The organism is Streptomyces sp. NPDC104307 (genome assembly GCF_055584045.1).
The window spans coordinates 19,045-32,205 of sequence record NZ_JBVJMU010000020.1; the positions used below are offsets into that span (position 1 = coordinate 19,045).

The 13,161-nt window shown below is 70.5% G+C and carries 13 protein-coding genes; 5 read left to right on the plus strand and 8 right to left on the minus strand.

Annotated elements, in window-relative coordinates:
* Positions 1–13: 13 nt before the first annotated feature.
* The 4 genes from ACZ601_RS33885 to fabG form a co-directional block, all read right to left on the minus strand.
* The gene (locus ACZ601_RS33885; protein ID WP_469545079.1) at positions 14–1,549 is read right to left on the minus strand and encodes a hypothetical protein; all 1,536 of its coding nucleotides are present in this window, start codon (positions 1,547–1,549) and stop codon (positions 14–16) included.
* Between the two features lie 118 nt (positions 1,550–1,667).
* The gene (locus tag ACZ601_RS33890) at positions 1,668–2,051 is read right to left on the minus strand and encodes a hypothetical protein (RefSeq protein WP_469545081.1); all 384 of its coding nucleotides are present in this window, start codon (positions 2,049–2,051) and stop codon (positions 1,668–1,670) included.
* A 181-nt stretch (positions 2,052–2,232) separates the two neighbouring features.
* On the minus strand, positions 2,233–3,000 hold the full coding sequence (fabI, locus tag ACZ601_RS33895; RefSeq protein WP_469545083.1) for an enoyl-ACP reductase FabI: 768 nt from the start codon (positions 2,998–3,000) through the stop codon (positions 2,233–2,235).
* Between the two features lie 5 nt (positions 3,001–3,005).
* The gene (gene fabG, locus ACZ601_RS33900) at positions 3,006–3,725 is read right to left on the minus strand and encodes a 3-oxoacyl-[acyl-carrier-protein] reductase (RefSeq protein WP_469545086.1); all 720 of its coding nucleotides are present in this window, start codon (positions 3,723–3,725) and stop codon (positions 3,006–3,008) included.
* Positions 3,726–3,961: 236 nt separating this feature from the next.
* Between fabG and ACZ601_RS33905 the strand changes: the two genes are divergently transcribed.
* From ACZ601_RS33905 to tyrS, 3 genes are all read left to right on the plus strand, one after another.
* The gene (locus ACZ601_RS33905) at positions 3,962–5,485 is read left to right on the plus strand and encodes a TldD/PmbA family protein (RefSeq protein WP_469545088.1); all 1,524 of its coding nucleotides are present in this window, start codon (positions 3,962–3,964) and stop codon (positions 5,483–5,485) included.
* The gene (locus ACZ601_RS33910; protein WP_469545090.1) at positions 5,482–6,876 is read left to right on the plus strand and encodes a metallopeptidase TldD-related protein; all 1,395 of its coding nucleotides are present in this window, start codon (positions 5,482–5,484) and stop codon (positions 6,874–6,876) included. The genes ACZ601_RS33905 and ACZ601_RS33910 overlap by 4 nt, the downstream gene beginning before the upstream one ends.
* Positions 6,877–6,967: 91 nt before the next feature.
* Positions 6,968–8,236 (plus strand): tyrosine--tRNA ligase, encoded by a 1,269-nt coding sequence (gene tyrS / locus ACZ601_RS33915; RefSeq protein ID WP_469545093.1) that lies wholly within the window; start codon positions 6,968–6,970, stop codon positions 8,234–8,236.
* 89 nt (positions 8,237–8,325) lie between these two features.
* On the opposite strand, the gene ACZ601_RS33920 is transcribed toward tyrS, so the two are convergent.
* Entirely contained in the window at positions 8,326–8,604 is a 279-nt protein-coding gene (locus tag ACZ601_RS33920) for a GlsB/YeaQ/YmgE family stress response membrane protein (RefSeq protein ID WP_440576525.1), read from the minus strand.
* A 255-nt stretch (positions 8,605–8,859) separates the two neighbouring features.
* Here ACZ601_RS33920 and ACZ601_RS33925 point away from each other — a divergent pair, with 255 nt between their 5' ends.
* Positions 8,860–9,234 carry a DUF3099 domain-containing protein gene (locus ACZ601_RS33925; RefSeq protein ID WP_469545095.1) on the plus strand — a complete coding sequence of 125 codons (375 nt, stop codon included), beginning with the start codon at positions 8,860–8,862 and terminating at the stop codon, positions 9,232–9,234.
* Positions 9,235–9,509: 275 nt separating this feature from the next.
* Positions 9,510–9,737: a hypothetical protein gene (locus ACZ601_RS33930; protein WP_440576527.1), complete on the plus strand. Its 228-nt coding sequence runs from the start codon at positions 9,510–9,512 to the stop codon at positions 9,735–9,737.
* Positions 9,738–9,756: 19 nt separating this feature from the next.
* Here the strand turns inward: ACZ601_RS33930 and moaA are convergent, their stop codons facing one another.
* From moaA to ACZ601_RS33945, 3 genes are all read right to left on the minus strand, one after another.
* Positions 9,757–10,746 (minus strand): GTP 3',8-cyclase MoaA, encoded by a 990-nt coding sequence (gene moaA / locus ACZ601_RS33935; protein ID WP_469545097.1) that lies wholly within the window; start codon positions 10,744–10,746, stop codon positions 9,757–9,759.
* Between the two features lie 186 nt (positions 10,747–10,932).
* Positions 10,933–12,570: a solute symporter family protein gene (locus tag ACZ601_RS33940; RefSeq protein ID WP_440576529.1), complete on the minus strand. Its 1,638-nt coding sequence runs from the start codon at positions 12,568–12,570 to the stop codon at positions 10,933–10,935.
* A complete protein-coding gene (locus tag ACZ601_RS33945) occupies positions 12,567–12,932 on the minus strand; it encodes a DUF485 domain-containing protein (RefSeq protein ID WP_440576530.1) in 366 nt (121 codons plus the stop codon). The genes ACZ601_RS33940 and ACZ601_RS33945 overlap by 4 nt, the downstream gene beginning before the upstream one ends.
* Positions 12,933–13,161: the final 229 nt, after the last annotated feature.

Consider the following 13,161-nt stretch of genomic DNA (forward strand, 5'->3'; position numbering starts at 1 on the left):
TCTCGCGACCGTCTCAGGAGTCCGGCCGGCCCGGACCGGGGCGGTCCGGCAGTGGGAACAGGTAGCCGGTGTACGGTCCCGCGTCCCGGGTCTCCGCCAGGGAGACGGGCGGGCCCGCGGGGGCGTACGCCGGCCGGGGGCCGCCGCCGGAGACGAGGACAGCAGTCGGGACCCGTCGGGCGGCCTCCCTGAGACCCGCGGGGGTGATGCTCCCGTCGTGCCCGGCGGTCTGCCGTGAGGCGCAGCCCGCGTAGTAGGCGATCGGGACGGCCTGATCGCCGCTGATCACGCAGGGCGGGCGGATTCCGTTGCGGTGGAGCGCGGCGGCCACGGCCTCGAAGTCCGCGGTGGTCGAATGGCTGCTGGCGGACACCCGGCTCGTCACCTGGAGCTGTACGACCAGGTGGGCGGCGAGGACGGCGCCGAGCGCGACGACGCGCCACTGCGCCGCGATGGTCCGCCCCGGCCGTCCTGCGGGACGGCGCGCCCACGCGTGGAGCCGTACCAGGCATTCCGCCACCGGAAGGGAGAACAGCGCGTAGGCGGGCAGCAGGAAGCGCGGTGCGGCGTAATCGATCAGGAAGAGGTACGGCACCGCAAGCGACACCGCCGTCCCCGTCGCCAGCAGGATCACCCGGCCCCGGCCCGCCCGGCGTGCGACGACCGCGCCGCCGGCGGCGAGGAACGGCAGCAGGACCCACCAGACCGTCGTCCCGGGCCGTTTCCACCCGATGGCGCAGGGGCGGCAGAGGGTGCGCCCCTCCAGCGCCTTGGCCTGGTCGTCCACCGCCAGGTTCCAGCCCAGACCGCCCTGGATCTCGCTGGCCCGGTGAATCCGGGTGAGCGGACCCCCGTAGTGCGCGAACGCCTCCACGATCCACGGTGCGGCGCCCGCGAGCAGCCCGACGGCCAGCGCGGCGAACATCCGGGGCCGCGCCACCGTGACCAGCAGCAACGGCAGGGCGAGCCACACCCCGTCGGCCGGCCTCATCAGCACGACGACCGCTGTCGCCGCCCCCGCACCGAGGAGTTCGGCCCGCCCCGCCCCCCGCAGCAGGGCGCGCGCGACCCACCCGGTGGCGGCCAGGGAACCCAGCGCGCACCACAGGTTCGGCATGGCCATGGAGCCGTAGAACAGGGCCGGCCACAGGGTGGCGAACAGGGCCGCCGCACAGACCAGGACCCGGTCGGGCACCAGGGTGCGCCAGACCCGGAAGGCGCCGACGAGCGCACCGGCCGAGAGCAGGAGGAGATAGATCCGCAGGGCGGTCGTGGACGCGGTGAGGGCGGCCACCGGAGTCACCAGGTAGGAGATGCCGCGGGCGCGGGGAGCGCTGAAGAACGCCGCCGGGGTGTCGCCCCCGGCCTGGCTGACGTACACGGTCTCGTCCCACCCGAGGCCCGATCCCGGTATGACGAAGGCCAGTTGGACGGCCACGCAGACCAGTGCGACCGCCACCAGGCAGGGCAGCAGCCGCGGCGAGGGCCGGGGCGCCGAACCCGTCAACTCGCGCACCGGGGGTGGGCTCGGGGCCCGTAACTCGTACATGACCGCTCCTCGGCAAGGCAGTTGGGGAGTGAACCCCTGACCGACGACAGCCTGCCCGATCCCGGCGTACGGGGACGGGCGGGCGCGCCGTACCCTCGCGTCGTCCTGGAACGCCGGCCTAAGCGCTGCCTGTCCTGCCGGCGTGGGTGACCCAGGCGGAGCGGACCTCTTTCCAGCAGCGGTCGTCCAGCCGTACGGTCCGGCCCGGCGGGACGGCAACCGGCCTGGAGTCCGCGTCGATGTCCCACCAGCGGGCGCAGTCGGTGTGCAGCTGCACCCGGTCGGTGGACGGGTACGGGTTGTGGCAGTAGGCGATGACCCGGGAGCCGTGGACCGACGTACGGCATTCGGCGCCGGAGGGTTCGGGGTCGGGCCTGGGAGCACCGGCCGCGCCCGCGGCCCCGACATGGCCGGCCGCGTACAGGCCGACGGGCACGAGCAGCCCGGCGACGAGGGCGGAGGCCGCCAGCAGGGACCGGGTTCGGTGACGTGTGCCGCGCACAGCGGTCTCCTCCCCTCTCGCCCTGACAAAAGTCCGGTTCCTCCACATTCTGCGGTGGATCGACCAGGTTTTCGACCTGAGCGCCGAGAGGCCGGGCGGGACACGGGAAACGGCCGCGCACCGCCTCCGGGGGGGGGTGGTGCGCGGCCGTTTCCGGAAGGCCGCCGTACGGGGCCGGGGGTCAGGCGCCGATCATGTGCACGCCACTGTCGACGTGGATGATCTCGCCCGTGGTCCTCGGGAAGAAGTCCGAGAGCAGTGCGACGATGCCGCGGCCGGCCGGCTCCGGGTCCTTCATGTCCCAGGCCAGCGGCGCACGGGTGTTCCACACCTCGGCCAGCTCACCGAAGCCCGGGATGGACTTGGCGGCCATGGAGCCGATCGGTCCGGCCGAGATCAGGTTGCAGCGGATGCCGTCCTTGCCCAGGTCGCGGGCGAGGTAGCGGGAGGTGGCCTCCAGCGCGGCCTTGGCCGGGCCCATCCAGTCGTACTGCGGCCAGGCGAACTGCGCGTCGAAGGTGAGGCCGACGATCGAACCGCCCTCGCTCATCAGCGGCTTGCAGGCCATGGCGAGCGACTTCAGCGAGAACGCCGAGACGTGCATCGCCGTGGCGACCGACTCGAAGGGGGTGTTGAGGAAGTTGCCGCCGAGCGCGTCCTGCGGCGCGAAGCCGATGGAGTGGACGACGCCGTCGAGCGAACCGAGCTCGTCGCGCACCAGACCGGCCAGCCGGTCCAGGTGCTCGGTGTTGGTCACGTCCAGCTCGATGACCTTGGCCGGCTTGGGCAGCTTCTTGGCGATGCGCTCGGTGAGCGTGGGCCGCGGGAAGGCGGTCAGGATGACCTCCGCGCCCTGTTCCTGGGCCACCTTCGCGGCATGGAACGCGATGGACGACTCCATCAGCACCCCGGTGATGAGGATGCGCTTGCCGTCGAGAATTCCGCTCATGGTGATCAGTGACCCATGCCCAATCCGCCGTCAACAGGGATGACGGCTCCAGTGATGTACGACGCGTCGTCGGAGGCGAGGAAGCGCACCGCGGCGGCGATCTCCGCGGGCTGCGCGTACCGCGCGAGCGGCACCTGGGCGACGATGCCCTTGCGCTGCTCCTCGGTGAGCGCCTGCGTCATGTCGGTGTCTACGAAGCCGGGTGCGACGACGTTGAAGGTGATGTTCCGCGAGCCCAGCTCACGGGCGAGCGACCGAGCGAAGCCGACCAGGCCGGCCTTGGACGCGGCGTAGTTCGCCTGCCCCGCCGAGCCGAGGAGGCCGACGACGGAGGAGATGAGGACGACCCGGCCCTTCCTGGCGCGCAGCATGCCCCGGTTGGCGCGCTTGACGATCCGGAAGGTACCGGTGAGGTTGGTGTCGAGCACCGACGTGAAGTCCTCCTCGGTCATCCGCATCAGCAACTGGTCCTTGGTGACACCGGCGTTGGCGACCAGCACCTCCACATGGCCGTGCTTCTCCTCGATCACCTTGTAGGCCTGCTCCACCTGCTCGGCGTCGGTGATGTCGCAACGAACCGCGAGAACACCGGCCTCGGTGAGGGCCTGGGGCGGCTCGCCGGAGCGGAAGGTGATCGCGACCTTGTCGCCGTTGTCGACGAAAGCGCGGGCGATGGCGAGGCCAATGCCCCGGTTTCCTCCGGTGACGAGAACCGAGCGGCTCAACGGATCACCCTTTCCATAGCTGTCTGGTACCTCGAAAAACCTATCGGTACCACCCGTCTCACGAGGAATCGGCCTCTGACAGCGCCTTCCCCCGGGCGCTGTCGGGTTCCTACAGTGACGTTCCGGCCCTGTCCGGCCGGGGGCCCGGGCTCAATTCGGCTGTGCCGCCCCAGCGGCCGTGCTTCACTGCCCCCGTAAAGGAACCGAGGGTATGTGACGCAGAGGAGAGGCCGCTCGTGCCCCATGAGGTAGATCAGTCGTTCCTGGCCCTGCCGCTGAGGCCGTTGGCCGACGCGGCGCTCGCCCGTGCGCGGGCGCTCGGGGCCGTGCACGCGGACTTCCGCTTCGAGCGGGTGCGCAGCGCCACCTGGCGGCTGCGGGACGCCCGCCCGGCCGGGGCGTCGGACAGCACGGAGCTCGGGTACGCGGTGCGGGTGGTGCACGGCGGGGCATGGGGGTTCGCCTCCGGGGTGGACCTGACGATGGACGCGGCGGCGAGGGTGGCCTCGCAGGCCGTCGCGATGGCGAAGCTCTCGGCGAAGGTGATCGCGGCGGCGGGCTCGGACGAGAGGGTGGAGCTCGCCGATGAGCCGGTGCACGGCGAGCGGAGCTGGGTGTCGGCGTACGACATCGACCCGTTCGACGTACCCGCGGAGGAGAAGGCGGGGCTGCTCGCCGAGTGGAGCGGCCGGCTGCTGGGGGCGGCGGGCGTCGCGCATGTGGACGCCTCCCTGATGACCGTCCACGAGAACAAGTTCTACGCGGACTCGGCGGGCACGGTCACCACGCAGCAGCGGGTCCGGCTGCATCCGCAGTTCACCGCGGTGGCGGTGGACGCGACGAGTGGTGAGTTCGACTCGATGCGCACGATCGCGCCGCCGGTCGGGCGCGGCTGGGAGTACCTGACCGGGACCGGCTGGGACTGGGACGCGGAGCTGGAGCGGATTCCGGGGCTGCTGGCCGAGAAGATGCGGGCGCCGAGCGTCGAGGCGGGGACGTACGACCTGGTCGTCGACCCCTCGAACCTGTGGCTGACCATCCACGAGTCGATCGGGCACGCCACGGAGCTGGACCGGGCGCTGGGGTACGAGGCGGCGTACGCCGGGACCTCGTTCGCCACCTTCGACAAGCTGGGGAAGCTGGCGTACGGCTCCCCGGTGATGAACGTGACGGGCGACCGCACGGCCGAGCACGGGCTCGCGACGATCGGCTACGACGACGAGGGCGTGGAGGCCCAGTCGTGGGACCTGGTGAAGGACGGCACGCTGGTCGGCTACCAGCTGGACCGCCGGATCGCGAAGCTGACGGGCCTGGGCCGGTCCAACGGGTGCGCCTACGCGGACTCGCCGGGCCATGTACCCGTGCAGCGGATGGCGAACGTGTCGCTGGCGCCCGATCCCGGCGGACTGTCCACCGAGGATCTGATCGGCGGGGTGGAGCGCGGGATCTACGTGGTCGGTGACCGGTCGTGGTCCATCGACATGCAAAGGTACAACTTTCAATTTACCGGGCAGCGTTTCTTCCGGATCGAGAACGGCAAGCTCGCCGGGCAGCTGCGGGACGTCGCGTACCAGGCGACGACGACGGACTTCTGGGGCTCGATGGAGAAGGTCGGCGGCCCGCAGACGTACGTCCTGGGCGGCGCCTTCAACTGCGGCAAGGCCCAGCCGGGCCAGGTCGCGGCCGTCTCGCACGGCTGCCCCTCCGCCCTCTTCCGAGGCGTGAACATTCTGAATACGACGCAGGAGGCCGGACGATGAGCCGCGTCAGCAAGCCGTACGAGATCGTCGAGCGCGCTCTCGAACTGTCCACCGCCGACGGCTGTGTGGTCATCGCCGACGAGGAGTCGTCGGCCAACCTGCGCTGGGCGGGCAACGCGCTCACCACGAACGGGGTGACCCGGGGCCGCACCCTGACCGTCATCGCCACGGTTGACGGGGCCGAGGGCACCGCGTCCGGGGTCGTGTCCCGGGCCGCCGTCACCCCGGCAGACCTGGAGCCGCTGGTGCGGGCCGCCGAGGCAGCCGCACGCGGCGCCGGACCGGCCGAGGACGCGCAGCCGCTGGTCACCGGGGTGCCGTCGTCCCCCGACTTCACCGACGCGCCGGCGGAGACGGGCTCCGACGTGTTCGCGGCGTTCGCCCCCGCGCTCGGGGACGCCTTCGCGCGGGCCAGGGCCGGTGGCCGGGAGCTGTACGGCTTCGCGAACCACGAGATGACCTCGACCTACCTCGGTACGTCGACCGGGCTGCGGCTGCGCCACGACCAGCCGAACGGCACGCTGGAGCTGAACGCCAAGTCGCCCGACCGCTCGCGCTCGGCCTGGGCGGGGCGTGCGACCCGCGACTTCAAGGACGTCGACCCGGCGGAGCTGGACAGCGAGCTGGCCCGGCGGCTCGGCTGGGCGGAGCGCCGTATCGAGCTGCCGGCCGGACGGTACGAGACGCTGCTGCCGCCGACCGCCGTGGCCGATCTGCTGATCTACCAGCTGTGGTCCGCGACCGCCCGGGACGCCGCAGAGGGCCGGACGGTGTTCTCCAGGCCGGGTGGCGGCACCCGGCTCGGCGACACGCTGTCCCCGCTGCCGCTGACGCTGCGCAGCGACCCGCACGCCGCGGGGATCGAGTCCGCGCCGTTCGTCATCGCGCACTCCTCCGGTGACGGCGCCTCGGTCTTCGACAACGGGCTGCCGCTGACCCGCACCGACTGGATCAGGGACGGGCGGCTGGAACAGCTCACGACGACCCGGCACACCGCGGGCCTGACGGGGCTGCCGCTCGCCCCGGCGATCGACAACCTGGTCCTGGCGGGCGGTGGTGAGCGGTCGCTGGAGGAGATGGTGGCCGCGACGACCGGCCCCGCACTGCTGCTGACCTGCATGTGGTACATCCGAGAGGTCGATCCGGCGACGCTGCTGCTGACCGGGCTGACCAGGGACGGGGTGTATCTCGTGGAGGGCGGCGAGGTGCTCGGTGAGGTGAACAACTTCCGCTTCAACGAGTCCCCGGTGGACCTGCTGTCGCGGGCCACGGAGGCGGGGCGCACCGAGAAGACGCTGCCGCGCGAGTGGGGCGACTGGTTCACCCGGGCCGCGATGCCCGCGCTGCGCATCCCGGACTTCAACATGAGCTCGGTGAGCCGGGGCGTGTGACCGGCCTAGACTGGCCGATGCCTTTCGACAGGTCTATCGGTAGACCTGTCGAAAGACCCATCGATACACGTAGCTGAGGAGACACGGAACCGTGACGGACATCGTCGACGAGCTGAAGTGGCGCGGGCTGTTCGCCCAGTCCACTGACGAGGACGCACTGCGCAAGGCTCTCGCGGACGGTCCCGTCACGTTCTATTGCGGCTACGACCCCACCGCGGCGAGTCTGCACGTCGGCCACCTGGTGCAGGTGCTCACCATGCGCCGGCTCCAGCGGGCCGGGCTGCGGCCGCTCGCCCTGGTGGGCGGGGCCACCGGCCAGATCGGTGACCCCCGGCCGACCGCGGAGCGCACGCTGAACGACCCGGAGACCATCGCCGCCTGGGTGTCGCGGCTGCGGTCCCAGATCGAGCCGTTCCTGTCCTTCGAGGGCGAGAACGCCGCGGTCATGGTGAACAACCTGGACTGGACCGCGGGCATGTCCGCGATCGAGTTCCTGCGGGACATCGGCAAGCACTTCCGGGTCAACAAGATGCTCACCAAGGAGTCCATCGCCCGCCGGCTGGAGTCCGACGAGGGCATCAGCTACACCGAGTTCAGCTACCAGCTGCTCCAGAGCATGGACTTCCTGGAGCTGTACCGGCGCCACGGCTGCACCCTCCAGCAGGGCGGCAGCGACCAGTGGGGGAACCTCACCGCAGGTCTGGACCTGATCCACCGCCTGGAGCCGGGCGCGGAGGTGCACGCGCTGGCGACGCCGCTGATGACGAAGGCGGACGGGACCAAGTTCGGCAAGTCCGAGAGCGGGGCCGTCTGGCTCGACCCGGAGATGACGACGCCGTACGCGTTCTACCAGTTCTGGCTGAACGTGGACGACCGGGACATCTCCCGCTACATGCGCATCCTCAGCTTCCTGAGCCCCGCCGAGCTGGAGGAGCTGGAGAAGGTCACGGAGGAGCGGCCGCAGGCCCGCTCCGCGCAGCGCGCGCTGGCCGAGGAGCTGACGACGCTGGTGCACGGCGCGGACCAGTGCGCCTCGGTCATCGCCGCGTCGAAGGCCCTGTTCGGCCAGGGCGAGCTGGGCGGGCTGGACGAGGCGACGCTGAGCGCCGCACTCTCCGAGGTGCCGCACGCCCGGGTCACCGAGCTGGGTCCGCTGGTGGACCTGCTGGTGGAGGTCGGTCTGGCGCCGAGCAAGTCGGGCGCGCGCCGCACGGTCAAGGAGGGTGGCGCGTACGTGAACAACGTCAAGGTCACCGACGGCGAGGTCGCACCGGCCCGCGAGGAGCTGCTGCACGGGCGCTGGCTGGTGCTGCGCAGGGGCAAGAAGAACCTCGCGGCCATCGAGGTCACGGCGGGCTGATCCGGGCCCGTACGGGACGCCATCACGGCACCGCGGCCGGACACGCGCCATGCGTGTCCGGCCGCGGTGCCGTGCGGTGGACCGGTGGCTCAGGTCTTCTGTTTCCTGCTGCCCCGGATCGAGGCCCACAGCATGTCCCCCACACCGACCACCACCACGGCGCCGATCAGCTGGAGCACATGGCGCGTCCAGTCGATGCCCTTGGTGTCGTTGACACCGATCCAGGTGGCGACGGCATTGCCGAGGATGCTGCCGATCATGCCGAAGATGACCGTCAGCCAGAGTGGGATCTCCTGCTTCCCCGGCAGGATCGCCTTCGCGATCAGGCCGAGAACCAGGCCCACGATGATTGCCCACAACCAGCCCATACCGCCTCCTCATGCAACGCGGTGTCGCGATGTGCGACCAGTCTCGGCCCCGGACGGGCGCACCGCATGCCGGAGGGGTCCGTACGTGCGGTGAGCGGGATTCGTGGCGCGCCCCGGTCTCGAACGCGGCGAGTGCCGGGCGTACCGTAGGAACGGTCCGGATCCGGGGAGCGTCCGGCATGGGAACGGGGTCTCCTCCGGTTCGTGCGCGGACGAGGCGATGACGCGGGCGCGGGGAAGTTGGGTGGAGGCGGGATGGGCAAGCAGAGCGGTTCCGAGGTCTTCCGGATCACGGGGGCCCGGCAGGGGCTCGCGGAGGATGTGCGCGGCAGGCAGCGGCGCTACGTGATCTCGATGTCCGTGCGCACGGTCTCGGTGGTCGCCGCGGCGGCCCTGTGGAACGTGGAGCGCTATGTGGCGATCGTGGGGCTGGCGCTGGGCGTTCTGCTCCCGTACATCGCCGTCGTCATCGCCAACGCGGGCCGGGAGAACTCCCCCGCGATGCCCTCGACCTTCGTCCCGGCCCCGACGCGGCTCGCGCTCGGCGCCGCACCTGTGACGAGTCACACCGAACCGGAACCGGAGGCGGACCACGTCTTCCGTTCCCCGGATCCGCAGGGTCACAGCTGACCCGGTACGCCCCGGTACCGTCTGGTTTCACGGCGGGTTCAAGCTCAAGAAAAGCTCAGATCAATCATGAAGTTCCAGTGCCCCGCACCCCTGTCTGCGTGACATACTTCAAAAGCGCTCCGCATCCCCCGTCGGAGCGACGGACCGACGCCGGGCAGCTCCCCCCGTGGCTGCCCGGCGTCGCCTTTTCTCCGACGGGGATGCTTCGGGCCGGCCCCCCTCCGCGGGAGGCCCCGCGCCTCCTGGGAGGCCCGGGAGGATCTAGGGTTGAGTCCGTGAACTCCCCTGAATCCGCTGCCGAGGCCCCTGTCTGTTCCGCCAAGGGCTGTCGTGCCGACGCCGTGTGGGTGCTCGCGTGGAACAACCCGAAGCTGCACACCCCGGACCGCCGCAAGACCTGGCTGGCCTGCGACGAGCACCGGGAGCACCTGTCCTCGTTCCTCGGCGTGCGCGGCTTCCTGAAGGACGTGGTGACGCTGGAGGAGTGGGAGTCACCCGCCTGACGGCCCCCGCCCCGGCGCGCTACCCGCCGATCGCCGACATCGGGCGGTCGGGCTGGAGGAAGGAGGGGTCGTCCAGGCCGGAGCCGGCCTTCTTGCCCCACATCGCGAGCCGCCAGATCCGGGCGATCTCGCTGTCCGGCGCGTCCGACCGCAGTGCGCCGCGCAGGTCGGTCTCCTCGCGGGCGAAGAGGCAGGTGCGCACCTGTCCGTCGGCGGTGAGCCGGGTGCGGTCGCAGGCCCGGCAGAACGGCCGGGTGACGGAGGCGATGACGCCGACCCGGTGCGGTCCGCCGTCGACCAGCCAGCGCTCGGCGGGGGCGGAGCCGCGCTCGTCCCGGCCCTCCGGGGTGAGCTCGAAGCGGGTGCGCAGCGACTGGAGGATGTCACCGGCTGTGATCATTCCGTCGCGCTTCCAGCCGTGCTGTGCGTCGAGCGGCATCTGCTCGATGAAGCGGAGCTGGTAGGCGTTGTCCACGGCCCAGGCGAGCAGGTCCGGGGCCTCGTCGTCGTTGAGTCCCGGCATCAGGACGGTGTTGACCTTGACCGGGGTGAGCCCGGCCTCCCGGGCGGCTTCGAGGCCGGCCAGGACGTCGTGGTGCCGGTCGCGGCGGGTGAGGGTCTTGAACACGTCGGGGCGCAGGGTGTCCAGCGAGACGTTGACCCGGTCCAGCCCGGCGGACTTGAGCGCCGCGGCGGTCCGCTTGAGCCCGATCCCGTTGGTGGTGATCGACATCTTCGGGCGGGGCTCCAGGGCCGCGCACTGTTCGACGATGGAGACGAGTCCGGGGCGCAGCAGCGGCTCGCCGCCGGTGAAGCGGACTTCGGTGATGCCGAGCTGCGTGACGGCGATGCGGACGAGCCGGACGATCTCGTCGTCACTCAGCAGGTCCGGCTTGGCCAGCCACTGCAGGCCCTCCTCCGGCATGCAGTACGTACAGCGCAGGTTGCACCGGTCGGTGAGTGACACGCGCAGGTCGGTGGCGACCCGGTCGTAGGTGTCGATGAGCATGGTGGGCCCCCTCCTCCGGCTGAATTCCCGGTTGCGGTTACTGGCTCTTTCGAGACTACGCGAGGCGTGTGACATCGCAGGGGCCCGTTTGACACGAGGTACGACGCGGCCGCGTCGTAGGACTCTACGACGCGGCCGCGGCAGGGGATCGGTGCGAGAGACGAACTCCTGGGTGAACTCCTGCTCTCAGTGGGCTCCGATGCCGGTGAGGGACTTGACCTCCAGTTCGGCGTACTTGCCCTTGTCCGGCTCCTCCTTCGACAGGAGGGAGCCGAGCCAGCCGAGCAGGAAGCCCAGCGGGATCGAGATCAGGCCGGGGTTCTCCAGCGGGAACCAGGCGAAGTCGACGCCCTTGAACATCGAGGTCTTCTCGTTGCCGGAGACGACCGGCGAGAACAGCACCAGGATCACCGAGCTGGCCAGACCACCGTAGATCGACCACAGCGCGCCCTGGGTGGTGAAGCGCTTCCAGAAGAGGCTGTAGAGGAGCGTGGGGAGGTTGGCCGAGGCGGCGACGGCGAAGGCGAGCGCCACCAGACCGGCGACGTTCATGTCGCGGGCGAAGGCGCCGAGCAGGATCGCGGCGGCGCCGATGAAGACGGTGGCCCAGCGGGCGGCCCGCATCTCCTCCTTCTCGGTGGCCTTCCCCTTGCGGATGACGTTGGCGTAGATGTCGTGGGCGAAGGAGGACGAGGAGGCGAGGGTGAGGCCCGCGACGACGGCGAGGATGGTGGCGAAGGCGACGGCGGAGATGACGGCGAGCATGACGGCGCCGCCGGTGGAGCCGACCCCGCCGAGGTACTCGGCGAGCTGTGGGGCCGCCGCGTTGCCCGCCGGGTTCTTCGCGATGATCTCCTTCGGTCCGATGAGGGCCGCGGCGCCGAATCCGAGGGCGATCGTCATCAGGTAGAAGGCGCCGATGATGCCGATGGCCCAGTTGACCGACTTACGGGCGGCCTTGGCGGTCGGCACCGTGTAGAAGCGGATCAGGATGTGCGGCAGGCCCGCGGTGCCCAGCACCAGGGCGATGCCGAGGGAGAGGAAGTCCAGCTTCGAGGTGCCGGTGGCGCCGTACTTGAGTCCGGGCTCCAGGAACGACGCGCCGTGGCCGCTCTTCTCCGCAGCGGTGCCCAGCAGGTCCGAGACGTTGAAGTCGAACTTCCAGAGCACCATGAAGGTCATCAGGATGGCGCCCGCGATGAGCAGCACGGCCTTGACCATCTGCACCCAGGTGGTGCCCTTCATGCCGCCGATGGTGACGTAGACGATCATCAGTACGCCGACCAGCGCAACGATGAGGATCTTTCCGGCGTCGCTGGTGATGCCGAGGAGCAGGGAGACCAGCACACCCGCGCCGGCCATCTGTGCCAGCAGGTAGAAGATCGAGACGATGATGGTGGAGACGCCCGCCGCGGTGCGCACGGGGCGCTGCCGCATCCGGTAGGCGAGGACGTCGCCCATGGTGTAGCGGCCCGAGTTGCGCAGCGGTTCCGCCACCAGCAGCAGGGCGACCAGCCAGGCGACGAGGAAGCCGATCGAGTAGAGGAAGCCGTCGTATCCGAAGAGGGCGATGGCTCCGGCGATACCGAGGAACGAGGCGGCGGACATGTAGTCGCCGGAGACCGCGAGTCCGTTCTGGAAGGCGGTGAACTGGCGTCCGCCCGCGTAGAAGTCGGAGGCGCTCTTGGTCTGCCGGCCGGCCCAGACGGTGATGCCGAGGGTCGCCGCGACGAAGACCGCGAAGAGCGTGATGATCAGCGGCCGGTGCTCGGTGGTGGAGGAGGCGGCGAGTACGGCGGTGTGGGAGTGGTACGCGGCGCTCATGCGTCGGCCTCCATACGGGACTTGATGGCCTCGGCCTTCGGGTCCAGCTTCGCGTTGGCGTGCCGCGAGTAGAACCAGGCGATGAGGAAGGTGGTGAGGAACTGGGCGAGGCCGAAGACGAAGGCCACGTTGAAGTTGCTGAACACCTTGGTGCCCATGAAGCCGCCTGCGTAGTTGGACAGCAGCACGTACAGCAGGTACCAGAGGACAAAGGCGATGGTCAGCGGGAAGGCGAACGAGCGGTACGAGCGGCGCAGTTCGCCGAATTCCGCGCTCTCCTGCTCCGCGAGGAAGGCCTCGGTCGTGGGCTGGGCCGGCCCTGTCTCCGTACTGCCCTCTGGCGGCGGTGCATCGGTAGCCACGGAATCTCCTCGCGACGCGGGTGCGGTAATGGTGGGGACGGTGGATTTCACTGGGGACCTCGGTATCGGGGGGTGATGGTGCGCCTCCCCTGACAACGGCACGCGGCCCGTGGCGAAGCGGTTCAACGCGGCTGCGCACTCTTCCGCCGGTCTCCGGGTCACCCCTTCGGACGCCGCGGTGGAGACGGGTTCTCCCGAACTCATTGATGAGCCGGGATGATCAGCGATA